This window comes from Nitrosomonas sp. Is35, from assembly GCF_033063295.1.
GTDB lineage: Bacteria > Pseudomonadota > Gammaproteobacteria > Burkholderiales > Nitrosomonadaceae > Nitrosomonas.
Genome location: NZ_JAWJZH010000001.1, coordinates 554,481 through 579,260, shown reverse-complemented (window position 1 = coordinate 579,260; position 24,780 = coordinate 554,481). Strand labels below are relative to the sequence as shown.

The window sequence follows — 24,780 nt, the reverse complement described above, 5'->3', positions numbered from 1 at the left end:
TGTAGATGATCGATTATTAAATTTCTATTTTCTAGACTGTGCTATCGATTGAAATGCTTGATTCCAAACCTAAATCGGATATTCTTCCTTGATTCTTGCGTTTGCTATGGAAAGACAGTCCCGTCCCCGCTGGAACTAGCCTTCCTACGATCACATTTTCCTTCAAGCCACGTAAATCATCTTTTTTGCCCATGATGGCAGCTTCAGTCAACACGCGCGTTGTCTCTTGGAAAGATGCCGCTGAAATGAATGAGTCGGTAGACAATGATGCTTTTGTAATACCAAGCAACTGGAATTCATACGTAGCAGGCATTTTTTTCTCAGCAATCAGCCGCTCATTCTCTATCAACAGATCGGCACGCTCGACTTGCTCACCGGTAATAAACGTCGAATCACCCGCATTAGTAATTTGCACTCGTCTTAACATCTGACGCACAATAACTTCAATATGCTTGTCATTTATCCTAACGCCTTGCAACCGGTATACGTCCTGAACTTCATCGGTGATATAACGTGCCAGTGCTTCAACACCCTGTAAACGCAATATGTCACGAGGATCAGCCGGACCGTCAACGATAATTTCCCCTTTGTTAACAACTTGCCCATCATGCGCCATAACATGCTTATCTTTGGGAATTAGATATTCATGAACGGTGCCTTCTAGATCGGTAATGACAAGCCGCTGCTTACCTTTAGTATCTTTTCCGAACGACACGATGCCTGTTACCTCAGCTAACATGCCGGCATCTTTGGGTGATCGTGCTTCAAACAGCTCAGCCACACGCGGCAAGCCACCGGTAATATCACGCGTTTTCGATGTTTCCTGGGGTATTCTTGCCAACACTTCGCCAACACTCACCTGCTGTCCGTCACGTACTGTAATAATACAACCGATCTGGAAAGTAATGCTCACCGACTGATTGCTGCCAACCATCTTAATTTCATTACCATCATCATCCAGGAATTTAACCAATGGACGCAAACCTTTCGACTGCGAAACACCACGTCGTTTCGGATCAATGACCACCAATGTCGACAATCCGGTCACTTCATCGATCTGTTTGGCAACCGTTACACCCTCTTCGACATTCTCAAATCGTACTTTACCGGTATATTCTGTGATAATTGGCCGTGTATGCGGATCCCACGTGGTCAATATTTGACCGGCTTTTACCGCCTCGCCGTTTCGTACCATCAATGTCGCACCATACGATGCTTTATGTCTTTCACGCTCACGGCCATTTTCATCTTGAATGATGATTTCACCACTGCGCGAGATGGCGATTAATTCATTTTGCGCATTCGTCACGTAACGCATTGTAGAAGAGTAATGCACTACACCACTTGATTTACTCTCAACTTGACTGACGACGGCCGTTCTGGATGCTGCACCACCGATATGGAAAGTACGCATTGTCAATTGCGTGCCTGGTTCGCCAATCGATTGCGCGGCGATGACACCGACGGCTTCGCCCACGTTGACCGGTGTGCCACGCCCCAAATCCCGGCCATAACATTTAGCGCATAATCCGTACCGGGTCTCACAAGTTAATGGCGTGCGCACTTTAACTTCATCAATACCCAAGGATTCGATTAAATCAACAGCATCTTCATCCAATAATGCGCCCGAAGCAAATACGACTTCCTGATTTTCCGGATTAATTAAATCGTTTGCCACAACTCTACCAAGAATCCGCTCGCGGAGTGCTTCAATAATCTCACCGCCTTCCACCAGTGCCTTCATCACCACACCGTTACCGGTGCCGCAATCTTCTTCTGTAACTACAAGATCTTGCGTAACGTCAACCAAGCGCCGTGTCAAATAACCCGAGTTTGCAGTTTTTAATGCGGTATCCGCCAAACCTTTACGAGCACCATGCGTCGAAATGAAGTACTGCAAAACGTTCAATCCTTCACGGAAATTAGCGGTAATCGGGGTTTCAATGATCGATCCATCCGGTTTCGCCATCAGTCCACGCATACCCGAGAGCTGCCGTATTTGTGCTGCCGAACCGCGTGCACCGGAATCCGCCATCATATAGATCGAATTGAATGATTCTTGCACCAATGGCTTACCATCTTCACCCAATTTGTCTTTACCCGTAGCTGGATCTTGCACTACTTCCACGCCGAGTTGATTCATCATCGCCTTAGCAACCTGATCGCCGGTGCGCCCCCAGATATCGACTACTTTGTTATAGCGTTCACCTTGCGTCACCAGACCTGAAGTATATTGACCTTCAATTTCTTTCACTTCTTTTTCCGCTGCCGCAATGATATCGCCCTTCTGCGTCGGTATCAGCATATCATCCGCGCAAATTGATATCCCCGCGCGTGTCGCATATGTGAAGCCCGAATACATCAGTTTATCTGCAAAGATAACCGTCTCGCGTAATCCGCAACGTCTAAAGCTCGCATTGATGAGCTTTGAAATCTCTTTCTTTTTGAGAGTTTTGTTCAATAGTGAGAAAGGTAAGCTCGGCGGGAAAATCTCAAATAATAAAGTTCTTCCCACAGTTGTCTCATAGCGAGTAATCTTTTCACAGCGCTCGCCATCGGCGTTAGTTTCATACTCCTTGATTCTCACTGTGATTTTGGCATTTAACTCGACATTACGGGTTTCATAAGCGCGCGAAACCTCGCCCACATTCTGAAATATCATGCCCTCACCCCGCGCCCCTACCTTTTCCCGCGTTGTATAGTAAAGCCCGAGCACAATATCCTGCGACGGTACAATAATCGGTTCACCATTGGCGGGTGACAATACATTATTGGTTGACATCATCAACGTACGGCATTCCATCTGCGCTTCTAACGAGAGCGGCACATGGACAGCCATTTGATCACCGTCAAAGTCAGCGTTAAAAGCTGCGCATACCAGCGGATGCAATTGAATTGCCTTACCTTCAACCAGTACCGGTTCAAACGCCTGAATACCCAATCGATGCAGCGTTGGCGCACGGTTCAGCATGACCGGGTGTTCGCGAATGACATCTTCCAATATATCCCAGACTACTGGGCTTTCATTTTCAACCTCGCGCTTAGCAGCTTTTATAGTGCTTGCAATTCCCATTATCTCCAGTTTATTGAAAATAAATGGTTTAAACAGCTCGAGGGCCATCTTTTTCGGTAATCCGCATTGATGCAGCTTAAGCTGTGGTCCAACCACAATCACTGAACGTCCGGAATAATCCACACGTTTGCCCAACAGATTCTGACGGAAGCGCCCGCCTTTACCCTTGATCATATCGGCCAAGGACTTGAGCGCACGTTTATTCGCACCCGTCATCGCTTTACCGCGGCGGCCATTATCCAGTAACGAATCAACCGCTTCTTGCAGCATCCGCTTTTCGTTACGAACGATAATCTCCGGAGCTTTCAGTTCCAGCAAACGCTTTAAGCGGTTATTACGATTGATGACACGCCGGTACAGATCATTCAAATCAGAGGTTGCAAAACGTCCGCCATCTAACGGCACCAACGGACGAAGATCCGGCGGCAATACCGGTAGCACCGTCAATATCATCCATTGCGGTTTAATACCGGACTTATTGAATGCTTCGAGTAGTTTGAGGCGCTTAGAGATTTTCTTGATTTTTGTTTCGGATCCCGTACTTTCCATTTCACGCCGCAGAATTTCTATCTCTGCGGTGATGTCCAGGTTACCCAATAAATCGCGAATACCTTCCGCACCCATACTGGCACTAAAATCATCGCCATACTCTTCTGTTTTGATTAAATAATCATCTTCAGTCAACAGCTGGCAACGCGTTAGTGGCGTCATCCCGGGATCGGTAACCACGTAAGCTTCAAAATAAAGCACCCGCTCAATATCACGTAAGGTCATGTCCAGTACCATGCCCAGACGAGACGGTAGCGATTTGAGAAACCAGATATGCGAAACTGGAGAAGCAAGTTCGATATGCCCCATCCTTTCACGACGCACTTTGGATAAAGTAACTTCAACACCACACTTTTCACAAATAACGCCACGGTGCTTCAGACGTTTGTACTTGCCGCACAAGCACTCGTAATCCTTTACTGGCCCAAAAATTTTAGCGCAGAACAAACCGTCTCTTTCTGGTTTGAAAGTACGGTAATTAATCGTTTCCGGTTTTTTTACTTCACCATACGACCATGAGCGTATTTTCTCAGGAGATGCAAGGCCAATCTTGATGGCATCGAACTCTTCTTTATGAGTAACTTGTTTAAATAAATCTAGCAGTGCTTTCATTTGTCACTCCTGTCAATCAGGGGGCAATAAAAAATTGTATAAATCTAAAGTATGAATGGCAGAATAGAATCGCGTTCTATCATTCAAGCCCATGAATATCAATTTTGTTCTAAATCGATATCCATTCCCAATGAACGTATTTCTTTTACCAGTACATTAAATGATTCCGGCATGCCAGCATCAATCTTATGATCACCCTTCACAATACTTTCATATACTTTAGTACGCCCGGTCACGTCATCGGATTTCACAGTCAACATTTCCTGTAAGGTGTAGGCTGCGCCATACGCCTCCAGCGCCCAGACCTCCATCTCACCAAAACGTTGTCCGCCAAATTGCGCTTTACCGCCCAATGGTTGCTGTGTCACCAAACTATAAGGACCAGTTGAACGTGCATGCATCTTATCATCCACCAAGTGATGCAGTTTCAGAACATGCATATAGCCAACCGTGACTGGCCGGTCGAAAGCTTCTCCCGTCCGTCCATCGTATAAGGTAATTTGTCCTGATTGCGGTAAACCAGCAAGTTCTAGCATATCTTTAATTTCATGCTCGGTTGCTCCGTCAAATACTGGCGTTGCAAATGGAACCCCTTCGATTAAATTTTCGGCTAACGATAAGATTTCACTTTCCGATAACGAAGCAATATCTTCTTTTTTACCGCTTCCGTTGTAAATCTTATTCAGAAACTCCCTGATCTCATTCGCATTCTGTTGAGCTTGCAACATCTCGTCGATTTTTCTGCCAAGTCCTTTTGCTGCCCAACCCAAATGAACTTCAAGAATCTGCCCCACGTTCATCCGGGAAGGCACACCTAACGGATTCAATACGACGTCGACTGGCGTTCCATCCGCCATATAAGGCATGTCTTCCAACGGTACTATTTTCGAAATCACGCCTTTATTACCATGCCGCCCTGCCATCTTATCGCCTGGTTGCAATCGCCGTTTAATCGCGATATAAATCTTAACCATTTTTTGCACACCGGGGGCCAGTTCATCTCCCTGTGTGAGTTTTTTCTTTTTCTCATCGAATGCCGCATCGAACGCTTTGCGCTTTTGCGCCATACTTTCGCGCACTTGCTCCAGCTGTATGCTCGCATCTTCATCGGCCAGACGGATATCAAACCAATAATGCGGATCAAAGCTATGCAAATATTCAGCCGTGATCTCTTTCCCTTTGACCAGCTTATGAGGACCGCCAGTTGCGATCTTACCAATCAACAAGCGTTCAATACGTTGAAATGCATCTTCTTCCACGATACGCAACTGATCGGCCAGATCTTTTTTATAACGGTCCAACTCATCATCAATAATTTTTTGCGCGCGTTTGTCACGTTCAATTCCTTCTCGCGTAAACACTTGCACGTCGATGACGGTTCCGGATATACCCGATGGCACCCGCAACGAAGTATCTTTTACGTCTGATGCTTTTTCACCGAATATTGCACGCAATAATTTTTCTTCCGGTGTCAGCTGCGTTTCACCTTTAGGTGTAACTTTCCCAACCAATACATCACCGGCTTCTACTTCTGCGCCAATATAAACAATGCCCGATTCATCGAGACGGCCCAGTTGGTGCTCCGATAAATTGGGAATATCAGCCGTTATCTCTTCCGTACCCAGCTTGGTGTCCCGGCTCACAACGGAAAGTTCTTCAATGTGTATCGAGGTAAAACGATCTTCCGCAACGATCCGTTCGGATATCAGAATGGAGTCTTCAAAGTTATAACCATTCCATGGCATAAAAGCGACCAGCATATTCTGTCCGAGCGCGAGCTCTCCCATATCGGTCGAAGCGCCGTCGGCAATCACGTCGTCTTTACTGATATTGTCCCCAACTTTAACCAGAGGCCTCTGATTAATGTTGGTATTTTGGTTTGAACGGGTGTATTTGATCAGATTATAAATATCCACACCCACTTCACCCATACGCGTTTCCGCGTCATGCACCCGTACGACTATCCGGCTGGCATCAACATAATCTACAATACCGCCGCGCTTGGCTCTCACAGTAGTTCCTGAATGCACAGCCACGACGCGTTCAATACCTGTACCGACAAATGGTTTTTCAGCTCGTAAGCATGGAACGGCTTGACGCTGCATGTTCGATCCCATCAACGCACGGTTCGCATCATCATGCTCTAAAAATGGTATGAGCGAAGCAGCCACGGAAACAATCTGCGCCGGCGCCACATCCACGTATTCAATACGTTCCGGTGACGATAATGCAAACTCATTTTTGTAGCGACAGGAAACGATATCGCTGATCAGCTGATGATTTTCATCAAGCTCAGCATTTGCCTGCGCAATCATATAATTACCTTCTTCAATTGCGGACAGGTAATCTATCTCTTCCGTCACCCGGCAATCTTTCACTTTGCTATAGGGTGTTTCGATAAAACCATACTCATTGGTGCGCGCGTACAATGCCAGCGAATTGATCAGGCCGATATTCGGACCTTCCGGTGTTTCAATCGGGCATACCCGGCCATAATGCGTCGGATGCACGTCACGCACTTCGAAACCCGCTCTTTCCCGCGTTAATCCACCTGGCCCCAAAGCCGAGATACGACGTTTATGGGTAATTTCAGATAGCGGATTGGTTTGATCCATGAACTGCGATAATTGGCTGGAGCCAAAGAACTCACGAGCCGCAGCTGAAACCGGTTTCGCATTAATCAAATCGTGCGGCATCAAGTTCTCTGATTCTGCCTGACTCAAACGCTCTTTCACCGCACGTTCAACACGCACCAATCCCGACCGGAATTGATTTTCCGCCAGTTCACCGACCGCACGTACACGGCGATTACCAAGATGATCGATATCATCGATCTCGCCGCGGCCATTGCGCAGCTCGACCAGAATTTTAATAACCGCGATAATATCTTCATTCGATAGTGTCTGCGCACCGGTCAACTCGGTTCTGCCCACTCTGCGATTAAATTTCATTCGACCGACAACGGATAAATCATAGCGTTCGGGCGAATAGAATAAACCGGCGAATAATGCCTTAACAGCTTCCTCGGTCGGCGGCTCACCCGGGCGCATCATGCGGTAGATCGCAACCTGCGCATTCATTTCATCGGTCGTTTCATCGATCTTCAGCGTTTGTGAGATATAAGCGCCATAATTAAGATCGTTTACATACAGTGTGTGAATTTTTTTGATGTTGGCTTTACGAATTTTAGCCAATGTATCTTCGGTAATCTCGTCGTTGGCAAGGACGACAACCTCGCCTGTTTCCTTATCAACAATATTCTGCGCCAGTATCCGTCCCAGCAAGAAATCTTCCGGCACATCCAATTGATCGATTTTGGCCTCATGCATTTCGCGTATGTGTTTAGCGGTAATGCGCTTATCCTTTTGAACAATGACTTTTTTGCCTTTAGTCGTAATATCGAAACTCGCTACCTCGCCACGCATGCGTTCCGGCACGAGTTCAAATTGAATACCTTTATCTGAGAAATGAAAGCAATCAAAAATGAAAAACTCTTGCAGTATCTGTTCGGAAGTGCAACCGATTGCCTTTAACAAAGTTGTCACAGGCATCTTGCGGCGGCGATCAATCCTGAAAAACAGACAATCCTTCGGATCAAACTCAAAATCCAGCCACGATCCGCGATAAGGAATAATTCGTGCAGAAAATAATAATTTTCCTGAAGAATGGGTTTTGCCGCGATCATGCTCGAAAAACACGCCAGGTGAACGATGCAGCTGTGACACAATCACCCGCTCAGTGCCATTGATGACAAAAGAACCGGTATCGGTCATTAGGGGTATTTCACCCATATAGACTTCTTGTTCCTTCACTTCCTTGACAGTCGGTTTGGATATTTCCTTATCCATAATCGTCAGTCTTACTCTGGCACGTAGTGGCGATGCATAGGTTAGCCCGCGTTGCTGACACTCCTTAACATCGAATACCGGCGCTCCGAGTTCATAGCTGATAAAATCAAGACGCGCATTTTTAGTATGACTCTCGATTGGGAATATTGAATTAAAGGCAGCTTGTAATCCCTGGTTTTGACGCTTATTAGGCGCGACATTTTCCTGTAAAAAAGCTGCGTATGATTCGAGCTGAGTAGCAAGAAGAAACGGTATAGGCAATACGCTCGCACGTTTGGCAAAACTTTTGCGGATACGTTTTTTCTCTGTGAACGAATAGCTCATGAATTTTCTCCGAGAGAAGAAGACAGAGGATTGAAGGACTGAGGCCAGATAACTATCAATTGTTCAGATGCCCAAAATGACACATCAAATGGTCAAAATATCAAAGGCTGGCGGCTACAATAGCCTACCAGCCTGGAAAATTTATAATTTTTATTACTTAACTTCGCATGTAGCGCCAGCTTCTACCAGCTGTTTCTGAATTGCAGCAGCATCTTCTTTGGATACACCTTCTTTAACTGGTTTTGGTGCACCATCAACCAAGTCTTTTGCTTCTTTCAAACCGAGTCCGGTTACTGCTCTTACCACTTTGATCACATTGACTTTGCTTTCGCCAGCAGATGAGAGAATAACGGTGAACTCAGTTTGCTCCGCAGCAGCAGGAGCAGCACCTCCACCACCCGGTGCGGCAACAGCAACAGCAGCGGTTGCAACTGCAGATACGCCGAATTTTTCTTCCATTTCTTTAATCAATTGCGATAATTCTAGTACGGTCATGCTCGCAATTGCTTCTAATATTTCATCTTTTGTTACAGCCATTATTTTCTCCTGGTTATTTTCTGTTTACGTATTAAGGAAGCTTGAAGAACGCTATTTGCTATCTCGTACCATGGCTAAGCCACGTACAAAACGAGCAGGTACTTCATTCAATGTTTGTACAAACTTGGCAATAGGTGCCTGCATTGTTCCCAACAATTTTGCCAGCAATTCATCACGACTTGGCAATACTGCGAGTGCAGTAATCTCATCACGCGATATCACTTGTGAGCCGATTGCACCAACTTTGATTACGAATTTTTCATTGTCTCTAGAAAACTCATGCAGCACTTTCGCGGCTGCTACCGGATCGGTACTGATGCCATAAGCAAGCGGACCAACCATATGCTTGGCTAACTCTGCATAAGGCGTATCTACGACAGCACGGCGAACCAATGAATTTTTTATGACATGAAAATAAACTCCTGACTCGCGAGTTTTCGCTCTCAGTTGCGTCATTTGACCAACTTCCATCCCTCGATACTCTGCAATAATAATCGCTTGAGCGTTAGCTACTTGAGCGCTCACTTCAGCTACTATTGCTTTTTTCTCATCAAGATTAAGACTCAAGGTTCACTCTCCATCAGTTAAAAATAGCATTCGACTCATGAATAAATTTCCCATCATCGAACACTACACACTGGTGACCTTAAACCAGGAAAAAAAACTCCTGTCTGGGTTCACCATCTACGCTGGGTTCTCAAGATATCGCAGAAAAGAAACTAAAAATTTCAATAATCTTTCTTCTGCATAGTCGAGTGTTTAAGTGTTATCCAGTCAGTATTTCACTCACTTTCAGCACACCCCAACGGTCTTTGATAATCCTCAAATACAAATTGTATTCGATGGCCCAAAGTTCTTTTGTTACGTTATGCTTGTTTGATCTACCCGTATACCAATGCCCATAGTACTTGAAACGGACACTTTTCTCAGATAAATGCCTTTTGACGAAGCCGGTTTGGATTTATTCAGCGCTTCAATCAATGCTTTCAAATTTTGTTTTAATGCATCCACACCAAACGACGCACGGCCAATTGTGCAATGAATGATGCCTGTTTTGTCTGCTCTAAATTGTACTTGCCCAGCTTTCGCATTCTTAACCGCACCGGCAATATCCGCAGTCACAGTACCTACCTTTGGATTTGGCATTAAACTGCGTGGCCCCAGAATTTGACCCAATTGACCCACGACGCGCATCGCATCCGGACTTGCAATAGCAACATCAAAGTTGATATTTCCAGCTTTAATTTCAGCAGCCAAGTCATCAAAACCAACAATGTCTGCTCCTGCTTCTTGCGCTTCTTTTGCTTTATCGCCTTGCGCAAATACAGCAACGCGCACTGTTTTTCCTGTACCTGCGGGCAAAACTACCGAGCCGCGCACAGCTTGATCGGATTTCTTCGCATCAATACCCAAGTTCACTGCAATATCAATAGATTCATCAAATTTTGCTGTTGCAGCTTCTTTAACGAGCCCCAACGCTTCGTCAATTTGATATGTCTTATTTCGATCTACTTTACCTGCAATAGCATTGTAGCGCTTCGATGAACGTGCCATCTTATATACCCTCCACTTCTATGCCCATACTTCTTGCACTTCCAGCAATCGTACGTACAGCAGCATCCAAATCTGCCGCTGTCAAATCCGGCATTTTTGTTTTGGCAATCTCTTCGGCTTGACTACGGCTTAATTTCCCTACTTTGTCTAAATGCGGCCTAGGACTTCCTTTTCCAACACCTGCAGCCTTTTTGATTAAGACCGATGCAGGAGTTGTTTTCATTACAAACGTAAAACTTTTATCAGCATACGCAGTAATAATTACGGGAACAGGCAAACCCGGCTCCAATTTCTGGGTAGCCGCGTTAAACGCTTTACAGAACTCCATAATATTTAACTGCCGCTGACCGAGCGCCGGTCCAATAGGTGGGCTTGGATTAGCTTTTCCGGCAGGCACCTGCAACTTAATATAGCCAATAATCTTCTTTGCCACTACATTCTCCTGATGGGTACGTTCGAACGACTATGCGTTCTCCCCGTTTATAAACAATAAAAACAACTAAAAAACTTTAATTAACTATCCTACTAGGATTTCTCTACTTGATTGAAGTCCAACTCAACTGGTGTTGGACGTCCGAATATGGAAACCGAGACTCTGAGTTTACTTTTGTCATAATTGACATCTTCCACATTGCCATGGAAATCTGTAAACGGTCCTTCCTTAACGCGGACTGCTTCACCAATTTCAAATAGAATTTTTGGTTTTGGCTTCTCAACACCCTCTTGAATTTGATGGAGTATATTATCGACTTCCTTCTGACTTATCGGTGTAGGCTTCATAGCGGAACCACCGACAAAACCCGTCACTTTCTCGGTATTCTTAACCAGATGCCATGAATCATCAGACATCTCCATTTCTACGAGCACATAGCCCGGAAAAAATTTACGCTCACTGATATTTTTTTGGCCGCTTTTCATTTCTATCACCTCTTCAACCGGCACTAGAATTTGACCAAATTTATCTTGCATGCCAGCTCGCTCAATACGATCCTTTAATGCGCGCTGTACACTTTTCTCATAACCCGAATAAGCGTGAACCACATACCATTTCATACCCATTCTTTCCTCTGAGAGATGTGATCAAGCATCCGGATTCATCATAACTTTTACAAGTGACATCAACCCAGCATCAATCAACCATAAAAACAGTGCCATGGCAATGACAAAAGCAAACACCACACCGGATGTTTGCAGTGTTTCCTTGCGGCTAGGCCAAACTACTTTCTTCGCTTCTTCAGAAGATTCTCTGCAAAACACATAAAATTCCTGACCTTGAGTTGTAAATCTTGCAGTGACCGCCGCTAGCAAAAATCCTGCCAGGATAGACAATATGCGCACAACCATGGCGCTCTCACTTAAATAAATGAAACCTGCCACACCAGCAATAACAAATACAAATACAAGTCCAAGCTTCAATTTATTCACGTCTATTGAATCCTTTTATTCCTTTGCGATTGTGTAAAAACATTCGATTGCACTATAAAGCTGAATTAGCTCATTTTATTGCCACAATCAAAACCGCTATTTACTAGCTAAAAGTCTCTTAATTATTATCAAAGCAATCCAGTTAATGGCAGGCCAGGAGGGCATCGAACCCCCAACCTTCGGTTTTGGAGACCGACGCTCTGCCAATTGAGCTACTGGCCTTTTAACTGAAATAATCTGAAGCTAAAACCACAAAAAAAAAACAATTACTATTCTGCTTTTATTATCACAACAATCTACTCAATAATTTTTGCGACGACGCCTGCGCCAACCGTACGCCCGCCTTCCCGTATCGCAAATCGCAATCCATCTTCCATCGCAATCGGTGCTATCAGATTGACCGTTACCGATACGTTATCCCCGGGCATTACCATTTCCGTACCCGCCGGTAATTCAATCGCCCCCGTAACATCCGTCGTTCTGAAATAAAACTGTGGGCGATAACCAGGGAAAAATGGGGTATGTCTTCCGCCCTCTTCCTTGCTTAATACATATATTTCCGCTGTAAATTTGGTATGCGGCGATATGCTGCCCGGTTTTGCCAGCACTTGTCCGCGTTCTACTTCTTCACGTTTCGTGCCACGTAGCAGTATTCCCACATTATCACCGGCTTGACCTTGATCCAATAGTTTACGGAACATTTCAACGCCCGTGCATACTGTCTTCAGTGTGGGTTTAAGACCTACGATCTCTATCTCTTCACCTACTTTGATGATGCCTCTTTCAACCCGTCCCGTTACAACCGTTCCACGGCCCGAAATCGAGAAAACATCTTCTACCGGCATGATAAATGCGCCGTCGATTGCGCGTTCCGGTTGTGGTATGTAACTATCCAGCGCTTCCGCCAATTTTAATATAGAAGGCTCTCCGATATCGCTTTGATCGCCTTCCAGCGCTTTCAGCGCCGAGCCTACAATAATCGGAGTGTCATCACCCGGAAAGTCATATTTGGATAATAGTTCGCGTATTTCCATTTCCACCAGCTCTATGAGCTCGGCGTCATCCACCATATCTGCTTTATTCATATACACAATGATGTAAGGAACGCCTACTTGGCGCGCCAGCAGGATATGTTCTCGTGTTTGCGGCATTGGACCATCGGCAGCCGACACTACCAATATGGCTCCATCCATTTGTGCCGCACCCGTGATCATGTTTTTCACATAATCCGCGTGCCCAGGACAGTCCACATGCGCATAATGACGATTCGACGTTTCGTATTCCACGTGTGCCGTATTAATGGTAATCCCACGCGCACGCTCTTCGGGTGCTGAGTCAATCTGATCGTAGCTCTTCGCTTCTCCGCCAAATTTCTTCGTCAATATCGTCGTAATCGCCGCCGTCAGCGTCGTCTTACCATGATCCACGTGCCCTATCGTACCAACATTTACGTGTGGCTTCGACCGCTCAAATTTACTCTTTGCCATGTCTTGTTTCCCCTTTGCGTGCTTTAACCATACAATTTTACATACAACCTATGGAGCCCATGGCCAGGATTGAACTGGCGACCTCTCCCTTACCAAGGGAGTGCTCTACCACTGAGCTACATGGGCAAGCATAAACAACTCTACTTTACCGTTTTACTTGCTAATTCCCATTTGGAGCGGGTGAAGGGAATCGAACCCTCATCGTAAGCTTGGAAGGCTTCTGCTCTACCATTGAGCTACACCCGCACTAGTTCGCTACTTGCAAGAAGCACAACTTAAACCCATATTAGCAGGAGCTATCGCCCTGCTCTTCTACTGCATTTCCAAAATTGGTGGAGGGGGAAGGATTCGAACCTTCGAAGGCAGAGCCGTCAGATTTACAGTCTGATCCCTTTGACCGCTCGGGAACCCCTCCGAACGAAACTGGCGATTATGAATATATTGCACGCATAAGTCAATCTAGTTTTAACGGGCAATTGTAGATAGATAGGGATTAATACCATCCACAGTTTTTGACAAGAACACATTACAGAGGTTAGTGCATGTTTCGATGCCACAAAACTTCATAATTTGAAAACAAATAGTGAATTTCATTCTTAACTCATTAGGCCAAGCGAATTCTTGGATCGACCAATGTGTACGATATATCAGTCAGAACCAAACCTACGATATATAAAAGAGAACCTAGAAAAACCATTGCCCTTACAATCGCAAAATCCTGCGAATTAATCGCATCAATGGTGTAGCTGCCCAATCCAGGGATACCAAAAAACGATTCAACCAGCAGACTGCCGAGAAATAATAAAGGCACCACAACAACCGCACCGGTTAAAATTGGAATCAACGCATTCCCAAGCACATGCCGGAATAGCACAATGCGTTCGGATAGTCCCTTGGCTCTGGCTGTACGCACATATTCTTTGTTCATCTCTTCCAGAAATATAGTGCGATACCAGCGTATATTGGATCCCGCGCTACTGATCACGCCAATGATAACCGGTAAAAATAAAAATTTCGCAGCATCCAGTCCGGTTTCGTAACCGGATATTGGCACCCAATGCCAAAGTTTACTGATCAAGAATTGTCCGACGATGATATAAAATAAGCTGGAAATTGACATCAATGCCACGCATAAAACCACACCCAGGAAATCGATGTAAGTGGCACGAAAAAAAACCATCAGCAACGCAAAAGTAATATACACAAGCAAACCCAACACAAAAACCGGCAAAGCAATTGCCAGACTTGGCAGCATGCGCGACTTGATTTCCTGAGCAATATCCCGGCCATCATCCGCTTTGCCGAAATCAAAAATAAACATGGATGCCGATTTCTCAAAAAAAACCGTATTGGTCAATTTATTCAGATTTTCCGCTTCTTGATTGAATAACAGCGGCTTATCATAACCTCGCTCCGCCTTCCATTTTTCAATCGCTTCAGGTGTTACATACTTAATGCCAAGCTGCATCCGCGCCATGTCATCGGGTGTATTCACGACAAAGAACAACACGAATGTAATGAGATTAACTCCGATCAAGATCGGAATCGCATAAAAAATGCGCCTGATGATATAACTCAGCATTTAACTTATCCTGTAACGTCAGAAGAAGCTGCACGCACTGCGGTACTGCTCTCGTGACGGCGAAAAGCATTCACAGCGGGAACAAAGCTGACTGCCAGCACAGCCAAAATCAACACGACAGGCCATATAACCGGTTCATTCCATTCAGCGCGCTTGCTCGTTCTCAAAGCAGTATCGATTTTGAAATATTTCAGATTATTATTTGATATCCGGTTGGATTTTACATTCTGATACCAATCGTGGTACAAGCCATAATCCTTCGGATGATACCCCCATAACCACGGCGCATCGAAGCGTAGAATCTCAACCATGCGGTCAATAATCAGTTGCCGCTGCGGCCCATCCTCCATATTTTTCATGTGCTCAAATAGGCGATCATATTCCGCGTTGTGATAATTTGCTGCATTCTCGCCACTATTTCCTACTTTACGTTGCGGGCCATACAATAAGAATAAAAAATTTTCCGCATCCGGATAGTCGGCATTCCAGCCCCATTCAAAAATCTGTGCATTCCCTTTGCGGATCTTGTCTTGAAAGCGATTGTAATCAGTACTTCTCACGACCAGCTGGATATTTAATTTCTGAAATTGCTTACGCATCCAATCCAATCTGGATCTATCTTCAGCGCTACGCGCAGTGACATCAAAATATAAAATGAGCGGCGCGCCGGTTCGTTGATCTATTCCATCCGGATAACCCGCCTCAGCCAGCAATGCTTTTGCAGCTTGAATTGACTTACGCTGCGGCTCACCGTTTACCCAATCGTACACCACCGGATTGATGCCTTCCTCACCCTCTCGGTAACCTGCAATGCCTGGCGAAATAGGGCTTTGGGCCGGCATTCCACGGCCATTGGCAAAAATCGAAATAAACTCTTCGTAATCCACGGCGATCGAAATCGCTTGGCGCAGCTTTCTGGCCGATTCGCGCTCTCGTGCATTTCTGCCACCGACGACCGGATCGAGCATATTAAATCCCATGTAGTATGTCGATGCCGCCACCGCCGTCTCCAACCGTATCCCCTGTTCAGCCATCGCCTCGGTCACCGTCGCCTCACCCTGCCCTACCAGCTGCACAGCTTGATCAAAACTATCCGAGCCAATACCACTAGCATCGTAATAACCTTGCAGGAATTTATTCCATCTCGGAATACTTTCCTTTTCCCGGGTGAAAATAATTTTATCAATGAACGGTAATTTCTTTCCGGCATCCATGAGAAGTCCATTTTCCTCATCTCCCGGCATACCTTGTTCTGGATAGTATTCATCATGAAAATTGGGATTCTTTTCCAATACCATTCGTGAATTTGGATTGTTCTCGGTCAGCATATAGGGGCCAGTGCCAACTGGATACCAATCCAATGTAATGTTTTTTTGTTTTAATCCTGGCTGCGAATAAAAACGATCAGCCTCCCACGGAATCGGAGCAAAAAAAGGCATCGCCAGCCAATACACAAATTGCGGATACTTGCCTTTTATTGTGATACGGTAAGTATATCTATCTACAACTTGCACGCCTTCCAATTGATAATCTCTTAAATCCAGGAATGTTTTTTCTTCCGGCCGATCCTTATCGGCTTGCTTTAATACATCGGCATATTCCCTGAGTCCGGCAATATAATCAGCCATCAGTCCGTAAATCGGCGAATGCAATTTTGGATGTGCTAAACGCTTGATCTGATATACATAATCTTCCGCCACCAATTCCCTGGTACCGGTTTGCGAAAAATCCGCAAGTTTCCGCACGGACGCCATTTCCTGCCGGTTTAGATCATGATACAACCAGTGACTTTGCGCATCGCGGGCAAATGCCGGGTGTGGTTGAAAATGTATTCCCGCTTTGATTGTAATTTCATACACGCTATAGGCAATATCATCCGGTAGCGCATCACCCGGCAGTTGATTACCATGAACATCCCAATACTGCACCACGGGCATTTCTTCCGCTGTTGCTGGAATCAACACGAATGGCCGTTTTAAATAATGATATTGCAGTGGAGGCTCATAGATTTGCGCAGTGAATTGAATTTCGTTTGAACTATAGGATTGCACCGGATCCAGATGTTTAGGCCGTTCTGTGAATACTGTATAGAGAATGTTTTTTCCCGCATCCTCCGCTGCATAGGGATTATTCCATTGATGCCCGCTGCATGCGGTAAGCCAAGCCAAAAGTATCAGCAATCCAGGTAAGAGAATCCGTTTATCCATTGCAATTTTGATTCGATGGAATCCATGTTTTAAGTAAAAATGACGCAACCATCTTATATATCTTCCTTCACACAATTCCATCTTATGCCACCCATCGGCTATAATTTGACAATTGACTCAATTCTACAAGGAAATTATATGGGGTTTCTGGCAAATAAACGCATTCTCATCACCGGGCTGCTCAGCAACCGCTCCATTGCTTACGGTATTGCAAAAGCTATGAAACGAGAAGGCGCGTCACTGGCTTTCACTTATCAGGGCGAAGAAGTTCGTGGCCGGGTGGAAAAGCTGGCGGCAGAATTTGATAGTAATCTGTTATTTCCTTGCGATGTCGCCAATGACAATGAAATCGCTGCATGTTTCGAGAACTTACAGAAGCACTGGGATTCACTCGATTGTATTGTGCATTCCATTGCTTTCGCGCCGCGCGAAGCATTAACCGGCGATTACCTGGACAGCGTCAATCGGGAGGCTTTCCGTATCGCGCATGACATCAGCGCCTATAGTTTTTCTGCACTTGCCAAAGCCGCACTACCGTTAATGCAAAACCGCAACGGCGCTTTTCTGACATTGAGTTACTTGGGTGCTGTCCGGGTCATGCCGAACTATAACGTCATGGGCCTGGCTAAAGCCAGTCTTGAAGCAAATGTCCGTTTTATGGCTTCCAGCCTGGGCCCGAAAGGTATCCGCGTCAACGCTATCTCCGCCGGTCCAATCAAGACATTAGCCGCAGCAGGTATTGGAAATTTTGGAAAGTTGTTAGGTTATACTGAGAAGGTCTCACCATTACGCCGCAATGTAACCACGGATGAGGTCGGCAACGTTGCCGCTTTCTTATGCAGCGATCTTGCTAGTGGCGTTACCGGGGAAATAACTTATGTCGATGCAGGATTCAACACCGTTGCGTTTAATCTCAACGATTAGCTATTAAACACAGGAGGGGGCAACAAATTCAGGAAACTAGAAGCTGTCTTGTTTAACTTTTACATCGTAGCGCTGCCTGAGTGCAGCTAAGTATGACGAGACTTCTTCTTGTGTGATCATTTGCTGGAGTTGTTTGGTAAAGCCATCCAGTTTAGTCTTATCGGCAGATTCGGATTCAACGATCTTATTGATTCGCACTAAATTAAATCCGCCTTTTGGATTGACTGCTCCCGTATACACTGGCAGAGCACTAGTCTTCGCTCTAAAAACAACTCTTAATGTTTCATGATCCAGTCCTTGCGGCTGCATATAAGAGATCTGCTTGGCTTCGTCCCAGATGACATCACTTACCTCTTCTCCAGCTTGTAAGCGCACGAGCTTTGCTTGTCCTTCTTCCACCGCTTTCGCTTCAGCCATTTGCTTTCTAAGCCTTCCCACGATCTGCTCTCTAACAACCTCAAGCGATTGCGTCGTGGCTGGCTTATGCTCAAGAATGCGGGCTGACACAAATGTGTCGGGTTTCACTTCAATTGCTTCAGTATTACGGTGGTTTGAAATCACATCCGCTGAGAAAATTGCTGACAACAGTTTCTCATTTGCAAGAATGGATGGCTCTGCCTTATCTCTTGTTATCCAATCACTCTCTTGTGTGGATAGTTCAAACTTTTCTGCCGCAGCTTGCAGACTATCGCCTTGTTCATAAACGATATTACTGAAGTCTTCAGCAATTTCCCCAAAAATACTGCTCACCATCTCTAATTTAAGCTTATTTGCAATCTGCTCCCGCACTTCTTCCAGATCAGGACGTTTCTCTTCCTTGATAGCGGTTAACTTGATTACATGGAAGCCAAAATTCGTTTCCACGATATCGCTCACTTCGTCCAGTTGCATTGAAAAAATTTTATCTTCAAAGGCTTTAACCATGACACCACGACCAAAAAAACCGAGGTCTCCACCACGCATTGCCGAACCTGGATCATCTGAATCTTGCTTGGCAATTTCTGCGAACTGCTCCGGATTTTGCTTAATTTTCTCCAGAATGCTTTCAGCTTTTTCTTTTGCTGCGCGTTTCTCGTCATCTGTGGCATCAGCCGCAATACTGATCAAAACATGACTGGCTTTGCGTTCTTCGGCTTTACCAAACTCATTATGATGCTCGGAAAAATAAGTATGAATCGCTTCGTCACTCACTGTTTCATTTTTTGCTACTGCATCCAGCGATAACACCAAATATTCAACTCGCGCACGTTCCGGCAAATCAAAGTCAGCTCTATGCTTGTCATAATAACTGGTAATGTCGGATTCTTCCGGTGTCACTTGCGATAGGAATTGTTCAGGAGCGATCTGCGATTGACTGATCTCGCGCTTAACTTCAGTGAGGTAGTGCACTTTCTCAGCAACTGCTTTGGGAGCAAATGCATTATCGCTGTAACCGTCCAACAATTGCTGAAGCAGAAGCTCCTGACGCACACGCGACTCAAATACTGCCGGAGTTAGCCCTTGATTGCGCAGCAATTCTTCGTATTGCTGCTTGGAAAAATTACCATCTTTTTGAAATGCGGGGGCTTCCCGGAGAGTTTTGATTAGCTGTGAATCGAGTACGGTAAAACCATTGCTAACAGCTTCCCGATGTAATAGTCTCTGCTGAATGAGTTTTTCCAGCACCGAGTTTCTTACCTCAAAAGTATCCAGCATCGCACTATCGAAATTTGCACCCAACATCGCGCGCATTCTTTCATGATGATCACGTAATGCTTGCTCATATTCACGCCGTGGAATTTCTTCACCATCCACTACCGCAACATAACCTTCGCCACCCATCGTACGATACGATTCAACACCCCAAAATAAGAAAGGTAATATTAACAAGCCCATAAAGACTTGCACGACACGTTTTTTACGGTTGACGAAATCAAACACAATTAGAACCTGAGAATGCTAGAAAGTGAAATGACGATCAAATAACTTTTTACTTATCGTAAGCTGATAAACCTAATTTGGCGGAGTGGACGGGACTCGAACCCGCGACCCCCGGCGTGACAGGCCGGTATTCTAACCAACTGAACTACCACTCCTAGAACTAGCAAATTTGACTGGTGGGTGCTGACGGGATCGAACCGCCGACATTCGCCTTGTAAGGGCGACGCTCTACCAGCTGAGCTAAGCACCCGGTCAAGAAAGTGCGCTAGTTTACTGCATCTTTAAGCGCTTTACCAGCACTGAATTTAGGAACCTTCGCTGCTTTGATTTTAATTGCAGCACCCGTACGGGGATTACGGCCTGTACGCGCAGCCCTTGTGCCTACTTTAAAAGTCCCAAATCCGACCAAAGTAACACTTTCATTTTTTTTGAGTGCCCCTTTTATTGCTGCTAATGCGCCATCCAATGCGCTGCCCGCAGAAGCTTTAGAAATTTTAGCCGATTTTGCGATAGCTTCGATGAGTTCGGATTTGTTCATATAATTCCCCTTCTTGGTTAATGGTAATTAAATCACAAGCAAGTACTGCAGACGCTCTTATATCAAGCTGTTAACGGCTGGTCAAGCGAATTAGCGTGCTCTCACCACACCATTTATCAAGCAAATCAACCGTTTCAGAGGAGGGTGACCAACTGCATCAGTTATAAAATTTCATAAAAACAAATAACTAGTCACCAGAAGCAGAATCAACTTGAAGTTCTCTGGATAAATTCTACGCTAATAAATTTCCGACTTCTGTTCGCGATTTAACAACACTTCGACTGCTTTCTTGGCGGATACTACGCCATGCAGAATATCGCAAACCGCTTGAGTAATGGGCATCTCAATCTTCAATTGCCTGCCTAATTGCAAAACCGATTTCGCCGTGTGCACACCTTCGGCGACATGCCCTAATGCATTTAAAATATCCGCCAGCGATTTTCCTTCAGCCAGCATCAATCCGACTTGTCTGTTTCTGGATAAATCTCCCGTACTAGTCAGAATCAAGTCACCAACTCCAGCCAGTCCCATGAAGGTTTTCATATCCCCTCCCAAGCCAAGCCCCAATCGCATAGTTTCTGACAATCCTCGTGTAATCAGTGCTGCCCTAGCATTATGTCCAAAACCGATGCCATCAGAAATGCCTGCTGCGATGGTGATCACATTTTTTACCGCCCCCCCGGTTTCCACTCCGACAACATCCTCACTGGTATAAATACGCAGCCTTGCACTGTGCAACTCAGCGGCCATTTTACTGGCGAAATCAATATCATCAGATGCCAGTGTCAAAGCTGTTGGGAGACCTTGAGCCACTTCTTCCGCGAAACTTGGTCCGGATAATACACCGCAAGGCGGTAATCGACCGGAAAATTCTTCAGTAGCAATTTGATGCGGCAGATAAGTAGTTTCCGATTCAAACCCTTTGCATCCCCAAATGACCGGTACCTTGATCTTACTGGCAACGATGGCCCGCAATGTGTCACGCAAACCGGCAACAGGCACAACTATTAGCGCCAGATTGGCACCTTCCAACGCCTCATCCAGCGTTGCAGTAATCTTCAGGGATTCAGGCAATGAGTGACCCGGTAGGAAAGCTTGATTAATTCGTTGACGATCCATCTCAGTTGCATGATCCGGATCCTTTGTCCATAGATGAATCTGATGGCGCGTTGATAGGTTAATCGCTAAGGCGGATCCCCATGCACCCGCGCCCAGTACCGCAATTTTCATGACCCCCAGACCTGATTGACTTTGACATAGCCCGTCTGACCGCCAGAGTGCCGCACTTTGACCCAGCCTTTGCTATCGGAGTCCAACCATTCCAAGACAAGATTCTCCTCAGCCTGAAACACTAGTTCCGAGTTTGCATCGGCTGATTTGTGGATACTGGCTAACGGCACCGTCACCACCACAAAGCGCTGCTGACTCAGCGCTTTCTTTTCAACCCAAGCAAGACTTCCACTACTGTCGCGAACTTTTGCCCAGCCATCGACATCCACCACGACTTCAACGGGAAGATGACGATCCGCCACGAACAGTTTATCGGCTCTCAGCGATGGCGCGTCATACATGACAACGGCACTGTCGGCGATTGAAAAAAATTCCATTTCAGCGACTGCATAACCGGGAGACTGCAAAAAAATACCGGTCAGAAAAATTCCTACTTTATTTTTTAACCAGCATGAATCAATCAGTGAGCTTTTTTTCATGCGATTTTCATCTCCATGCACGCGGTTACTTTTAATTCAGTTTTGTTTCCGCGTTTTTCTGCTGATAAATGGCCTCAAAATTAACCGGATTGAGAATTACCGGTGGAAATCCGGCGCGCGTCACAACGTCCGACACCACTTCCCGCAAATAAGGAAAGAGAATATTGGGACAACCAATTCCCAACACCGGATCTATTTCTCCAGCCGGTATATTCCGGATACGGAAAATTCCCGCTTGCTGGGCTTCCACCAAAAACATGTTCTTGTCTTTTATCTTAGCCGTCACCGTTGCAGTTAATAATACTTCATATAATCCTTCACCGATTCCTTGACTCTTGGTTCCCAGCTGCAAGTTAATTTCCGGCGTATCTCTTTCCAGAAAGATATTCGGTGCATTGGGAATTTCCAGGGATAAATCCTTCACATAGATTTTTTCTATGGCAAAAACCGGTTGCTGTTGCTCGCTCATATTGATCTTGTCCAATATAGTGAATTAATAAAATAAACCTAAAATACAAATTGCTATCGCGTCAATCAACGCGGCTGAAATCAACTCGCCAGCAGAGCCGACAGCTCACCCGCGCGATCCAATTGCGCCAAGTCATCATATCCACCCACATGCTTTTCACCAATGTAGATTTGCGGGACCGTGCGACGCCCTGTTTTTCCCATCATTTCGATACGTTGCTCTGGCTCCAGATCAACGCGGATTTTCTCAATTTCCTGAACTCCTTTTGCGCGCAACAAGCTTTCCGCCATCTTGCAATAGGGGCAAAAACCAGTGGTATACATGATAACCCGGGGCATTTACGTTCACTTCCTTTATCGTTTAACCATGGGTAAACCGGCGCGCTTCCAAGAATCAATCCCCCCCATCAGATTAACTACTTGGGAAAAACCGTTTTTCTTCAAAACAAGACTGGCATTATTGGATCGAATACCACCCCGGTATACCACCACAACGGGCTTTTCCTTGAATTTTTGTAATTCCGTCCAACGTTCCTCAATTTTCTCCGCCGGAATATGCTTGGCATTCGGCAAATGCCCTGCGGCAAATTCGCTATCATCACGCACATCCAATACCAACGCATCCTGGTAATTGATGAACTGTACCGCAGTGCGTGTATCGATTTCTTTGATGCCGCCTTGCGTTACCATCGACCATACCAATAATGAACCGCTGATAACCGCGGTGATAACGAACAATAAATTCTCTAACCTGAGAAGAAAATGATCTTGTAATAATGACAATTCCATATAAGCTTTATTTTATTAGATTTTTTAAACTCTGAATTTTATCAGAAACTGAAAAGTTAAGGGATTCTCTGCTGCCAGACATTTGACTTCGCACATCATAGCATCATGCTCACCGACTTATCGCATTCAAATCCACGAATACTTCACCTATTCCATCTTTAATTAACTTAACAAGAAATACAAAAATCTGTCATCATTTTTCATGAAAAAAAAGCATTCTTATTTTTTTCATGCCAAAGAATCAGTCTAATGCTGTGTTTACAATAAAAAGTATAATAAAATAGCTGCGTTTTTTAATCTGCTTGACGATACTCATTTCCTTTTTATCAAAAGGCCAATATGAAGAAAATTGTTCTCCTGCGGCATGGAGAAAGTACCTGGAATCAAGAAAATCGATTTACTGGCTGGACAGATGTTGATTTAACGCCTCAAGGCATACAGGAAGCTCAAAGTGCCGGCAGGTTATTACGCGAACACGGGTTTGCATTTGATATTGCTTATACATCCGTCCTCAAACGGGCTATCCGCACTTTATGGATCGTACTGGATGAAATGGATCAAATGTGGATTCCTATCCAACACACCTGGCGCCTGAATGAACGGCACTATGGCGCACTACAAGGACTGAACAAAGCGGAAACTGCGGCGCAATATGGTGACGAACAAGTCCTCATTTGGCGGCGCAGCTATGATGTCAGACCGCCCGCATTAACCGTTGATGATATCCGCTATGGAGGTAACGATCCGCGTTATAAAAATCTGGCGCGGAACGATATCCCTGTAACAGAATGCCTTAAAGATACGGTTGCTCGATTCCTGCCTTACTGGAACGCAACCATCGCACCGCAAGTTCAAGCGGGTCAGAGCGTCATCATAGCCGCACACGGTAACTCCTTGCGTGCACTTGTTAAATATCTGGATAACATTTCCGACGAAGCTATTCTAAACTGCAATATACCGACCGGCGTTCCATTAGTTTACGAATTAGACGATAATCTGAAACCGATTAAAAATTATTATCTTGGTAACTTAGCTGAAATCCAGGAAGCAATGCAAACCGTCGCTAACCAAGGTAAATCGAGTGCTTAAAACATAATCCATTCTTTAGTGTAACCGGGCGCGCGATTCGAATAAATCTTATCAATCTGGAAATCATACGTTTAATTCAATTCACACAAAACATTACCGGTCAATCCTGGCGATTTGGGCGCTTATCTTATTTTGCCCGTCATCC

Annotated in this window: 20 protein-coding genes and 6 tRNA genes; 2 read left to right on the top strand and 24 right to left on the bottom strand. The window is 45.2% G+C overall.

Annotated elements, in window-relative coordinates:
• Positions 1 to 31 precede the first annotated feature (31 nt).
• From rpoC to R2083_RS02625, 15 genes are all read right to left on the bottom strand, one after another.
• Complete coding sequence (rpoC, locus tag R2083_RS02695; RefSeq protein ID WP_317537409.1) at positions 32 to 4,234, bottom strand: DNA-directed RNA polymerase subunit beta'; 4,203 nt, start codon at positions 4,232 to 4,234, stop codon at positions 32 to 34.
• Between the two features lie 98 nt (positions 4,235 to 4,332).
• Entirely contained in the window at positions 4,333 to 8,406 is a 4,074-nt protein-coding gene (gene rpoB, locus R2083_RS02690; protein ID WP_317537408.1) for a DNA-directed RNA polymerase subunit beta, read from the bottom strand.
• A 153-nt stretch (positions 8,407 to 8,559) separates the two neighbouring features.
• Positions 8,560 to 8,943 carry a 50S ribosomal protein L7/L12 gene (gene rplL / locus R2083_RS02685; protein ID WP_317529990.1) on the bottom strand — a complete coding sequence of 128 codons (384 nt, stop codon included), beginning with the start codon at positions 8,941 to 8,943 and terminating at the stop codon, positions 8,560 to 8,562.
• A gap of 51 nt (positions 8,944 to 8,994) precedes the next feature.
• Entirely contained in the window at positions 8,995 to 9,510 is a 516-nt protein-coding gene (rplJ, locus tag R2083_RS02680; protein ID WP_317529989.1) for a 50S ribosomal protein L10, read from the bottom strand.
• A gap of 294 nt (positions 9,511 to 9,804) precedes the next feature.
• Complete coding sequence (gene rplA / locus R2083_RS02675) at positions 9,805 to 10,497, bottom strand: 50S ribosomal protein L1 (RefSeq protein ID WP_317529988.1); 693 nt, start codon at positions 10,495 to 10,497, stop codon at positions 9,805 to 9,807.
• Position 10,498: 1 nt separating this feature from the next.
• Entirely contained in the window at positions 10,499 to 10,930 is a 432-nt protein-coding gene (gene rplK, locus R2083_RS02670; protein ID WP_132429245.1) for a 50S ribosomal protein L11, read from the bottom strand.
• Between the two features lie 92 nt (positions 10,931 to 11,022).
• Positions 11,023 to 11,556 (bottom strand): transcription termination/antitermination protein NusG, encoded by a 534-nt coding sequence (gene nusG, locus R2083_RS02665; protein ID WP_090322718.1) that lies wholly within the window; start codon positions 11,554 to 11,556, stop codon positions 11,023 to 11,025.
• A gap of 21 nt (positions 11,557 to 11,577) precedes the next feature.
• Positions 11,578 to 11,922 (bottom strand): preprotein translocase subunit SecE, encoded by a 345-nt coding sequence (secE, locus tag R2083_RS02660; protein ID WP_317529987.1) that lies wholly within the window; start codon positions 11,920 to 11,922, stop codon positions 11,578 to 11,580.
• A 146-nt stretch (positions 11,923 to 12,068) separates the two neighbouring features.
• Positions 12,069 to 12,144, bottom strand: a tRNA-Trp gene (locus R2083_RS02655).
• Between the two features lie 74 nt (positions 12,145 to 12,218).
• Positions 12,219 to 13,409 (bottom strand): elongation factor Tu, encoded by a 1,191-nt coding sequence (gene tuf, locus R2083_RS02650; RefSeq protein ID WP_317529986.1) that lies wholly within the window; start codon positions 13,407 to 13,409, stop codon positions 12,219 to 12,221.
• 51 nt (positions 13,410 to 13,460) lie between these two features.
• A tRNA-Thr gene (locus tag R2083_RS02645) sits at positions 13,461 to 13,535 on the bottom strand.
• Between the two features lie 46 nt (positions 13,536 to 13,581).
• A tRNA-Gly gene (locus R2083_RS02640) sits at positions 13,582 to 13,655 on the bottom strand.
• 84 nt (positions 13,656 to 13,739) lie between these two features.
• Positions 13,740 to 13,824, bottom strand: a tRNA-Tyr gene (locus R2083_RS02635).
• A 189-nt stretch (positions 13,825 to 14,013) separates the two neighbouring features.
• Positions 14,014 to 14,991: an ABC transporter permease gene (locus R2083_RS02630; protein ID WP_317537407.1), complete on the bottom strand. Its 978-nt coding sequence runs from the start codon at positions 14,989 to 14,991 to the stop codon at positions 14,014 to 14,016.
• 5 nt (positions 14,992 to 14,996) lie between these two features.
• Complete coding sequence (locus tag R2083_RS02625; protein WP_317537406.1) at positions 14,997 to 17,198, bottom strand: ABC transporter substrate-binding protein; 2,202 nt, start codon at positions 17,196 to 17,198, stop codon at positions 14,997 to 14,999.
• Between the two features lie 138 nt (positions 17,199 to 17,336).
• On the opposite strand from R2083_RS02625, the gene fabI reads away from it, so the two are divergent.
• Complete coding sequence (gene fabI / locus R2083_RS02620) at positions 17,337 to 18,122, top strand: enoyl-ACP reductase FabI (protein ID WP_317537405.1); 786 nt, start codon at positions 17,337 to 17,339, stop codon at positions 18,120 to 18,122.
• A 36-nt stretch (positions 18,123 to 18,158) separates the two neighbouring features.
• On the opposite strand, the gene R2083_RS02615 is transcribed toward fabI, so the two are convergent.
• The 9 genes from R2083_RS02615 to R2083_RS02575 form a co-directional block, all read right to left on the bottom strand.
• On the bottom strand, positions 18,159 to 20,042 hold the full coding sequence (locus R2083_RS02615) for a SurA N-terminal domain-containing protein (protein ID WP_317537404.1): 1,884 nt from the start codon (positions 20,040 to 20,042) through the stop codon (positions 18,159 to 18,161).
• Positions 20,043 to 20,120: 78 nt separating this feature from the next.
• Positions 20,121 to 20,197 (bottom strand) — tRNA-Asp (locus R2083_RS02610).
• A gap of 19 nt (positions 20,198 to 20,216) precedes the next feature.
• Positions 20,217 to 20,292: transfer RNA gene (locus R2083_RS02605), tRNA-Val, on the bottom strand.
• A 15-nt stretch (positions 20,293 to 20,307) separates the two neighbouring features.
• Positions 20,308 to 20,580, bottom strand: coding sequence for an HU family DNA-binding protein (locus R2083_RS02600; protein WP_090315671.1), 273 nt, complete (start codon positions 20,578 to 20,580; stop codon positions 20,308 to 20,310).
• Between the two features lie 237 nt (positions 20,581 to 20,817).
• A complete protein-coding gene (locus tag R2083_RS02595; protein WP_317537403.1) occupies positions 20,818 to 21,810 on the bottom strand; it encodes an NAD(P)H-dependent glycerol-3-phosphate dehydrogenase in 993 nt (330 codons plus the stop codon).
• The gene (locus R2083_RS02590) at positions 21,807 to 22,289 is read right to left on the bottom strand and encodes an SH3 domain-containing protein (protein WP_317529981.1); all 483 of its coding nucleotides are present in this window, start codon (positions 22,287 to 22,289) and stop codon (positions 21,807 to 21,809) included. Before R2083_RS02590 ends, R2083_RS02595 begins: the two co-directional genes overlap by 4 nt.
• Positions 22,290 to 22,320: 31 nt before the next feature.
• Positions 22,321 to 22,758 carry a protein-export chaperone SecB gene (gene secB / locus R2083_RS02585; RefSeq protein ID WP_317537402.1) on the bottom strand — a complete coding sequence of 146 codons (438 nt, stop codon included), beginning with the start codon at positions 22,756 to 22,758 and terminating at the stop codon, positions 22,321 to 22,323.
• Positions 22,759 to 22,838: 80 nt separating this feature from the next.
• Positions 22,839 to 23,096 (bottom strand): glutaredoxin 3, encoded by a 258-nt coding sequence (gene grxC / locus R2083_RS02580; RefSeq protein WP_317537401.1) that lies wholly within the window; start codon positions 23,094 to 23,096, stop codon positions 22,839 to 22,841.
• Between the two features lie 15 nt (positions 23,097 to 23,111).
• A complete protein-coding gene (locus tag R2083_RS02575; RefSeq protein WP_308811223.1) occupies positions 23,112 to 23,495 on the bottom strand; it encodes a rhodanese-like domain-containing protein in 384 nt (127 codons plus the stop codon).
• A 390-nt stretch (positions 23,496 to 23,885) separates the two neighbouring features.
• On the opposite strand from R2083_RS02575, the gene gpmA reads away from it, so the two are divergent.
• Positions 23,886 to 24,635, top strand: a complete 750-nt coding sequence (gpmA, locus tag R2083_RS02570) for a 2,3-diphosphoglycerate-dependent phosphoglycerate mutase (protein WP_317537400.1) — start codon at positions 23,886 to 23,888, stop codon at positions 24,633 to 24,635.
• Positions 24,636 to 24,780 lie beyond the last annotated feature (145 nt).

What these genes read in the sequence shown, in the direction of transcription:
- rpoC (WP_317537409.1), bottom strand. Translation starts at nt 4,234, where the DNA reads ATGAAAGCACTGCTAGATTTATTTAAACAAGTTACTCATAAAGAAGAG.
- rpoB (WP_317537408.1), bottom strand. Translation starts at nt 8,406, where the DNA reads ATGAGCTATTCGTTCACAGAGAAAAAACGTATCCGCAAAAGTTTTGCC.
- rplL (WP_317529990.1), bottom strand. Translation starts at nt 8,943, where the DNA reads ATGGCTGTAACAAAAGATGAAATATTAGAAGCAATTGCGAGCATGACC.
- rplA (WP_317529988.1), bottom strand. Translation starts at nt 10,497, where the DNA reads ATGGCACGTTCATCGAAGCGCTACAATGCTATTGCAGGTAAAGTAGAT.
- nusG (WP_090322718.1), bottom strand. Translation starts at nt 11,556, where the DNA reads ATGGGTATGAAATGGTATGTGGTTCACGCTTATTCGGGTTATGAGAAA.
- tuf (WP_317529986.1), bottom strand. Translation starts at nt 13,409, where the DNA reads ATGGCAAAGAGTAAATTTGAGCGGTCGAAGCCACACGTAAATGTTGGT.
- R2083_RS02630 (WP_317537407.1), bottom strand. Translation starts at nt 14,991, where the DNA reads ATGCTGAGTTATATCATCAGGCGCATTTTTTATGCGATTCCGATCTTG.
- R2083_RS02625 (WP_317537406.1), bottom strand. Translation starts at nt 17,198, where the DNA reads ATGGATAAACGGATTCTCTTACCTGGATTGCTGATACTTTTGGCTTGG.
- fabI (WP_317537405.1), top strand. Translation starts at nt 17,337, where the DNA reads ATGGGGTTTCTGGCAAATAAACGCATTCTCATCACCGGGCTGCTCAGC.
- R2083_RS02600 (WP_090315671.1), bottom strand. Translation starts at nt 20,580, where the DNA reads ATGAACAAATCCGAACTCATCGAAGCTATCGCAAAATCGGCTAAAATT.
- R2083_RS02595 (WP_317537403.1), bottom strand. Translation starts at nt 21,810, where the DNA reads ATGAAAATTGCGGTACTGGGCGCGGGTGCATGGGGATCCGCCTTAGCG.
- R2083_RS02590 (WP_317529981.1), bottom strand. Translation starts at nt 22,289, where the DNA reads ATGAAAAAAAGCTCACTGATTGATTCATGCTGGTTAAAAAATAAAGTA.
- secB (WP_317537402.1), bottom strand. Translation starts at nt 22,758, where the DNA reads ATGAGCGAGCAACAGCAACCGGTTTTTGCCATAGAAAAAATCTATGTG.
- grxC (WP_317537401.1), bottom strand. Translation starts at nt 23,096, where the DNA reads ATGCCCCGGGTTATCATGTATACCACTGGTTTTTGCCCCTATTGCAAG.
- gpmA (WP_317537400.1), top strand. Translation starts at nt 23,886, where the DNA reads ATGAAGAAAATTGTTCTCCTGCGGCATGGAGAAAGTACCTGGAATCAA.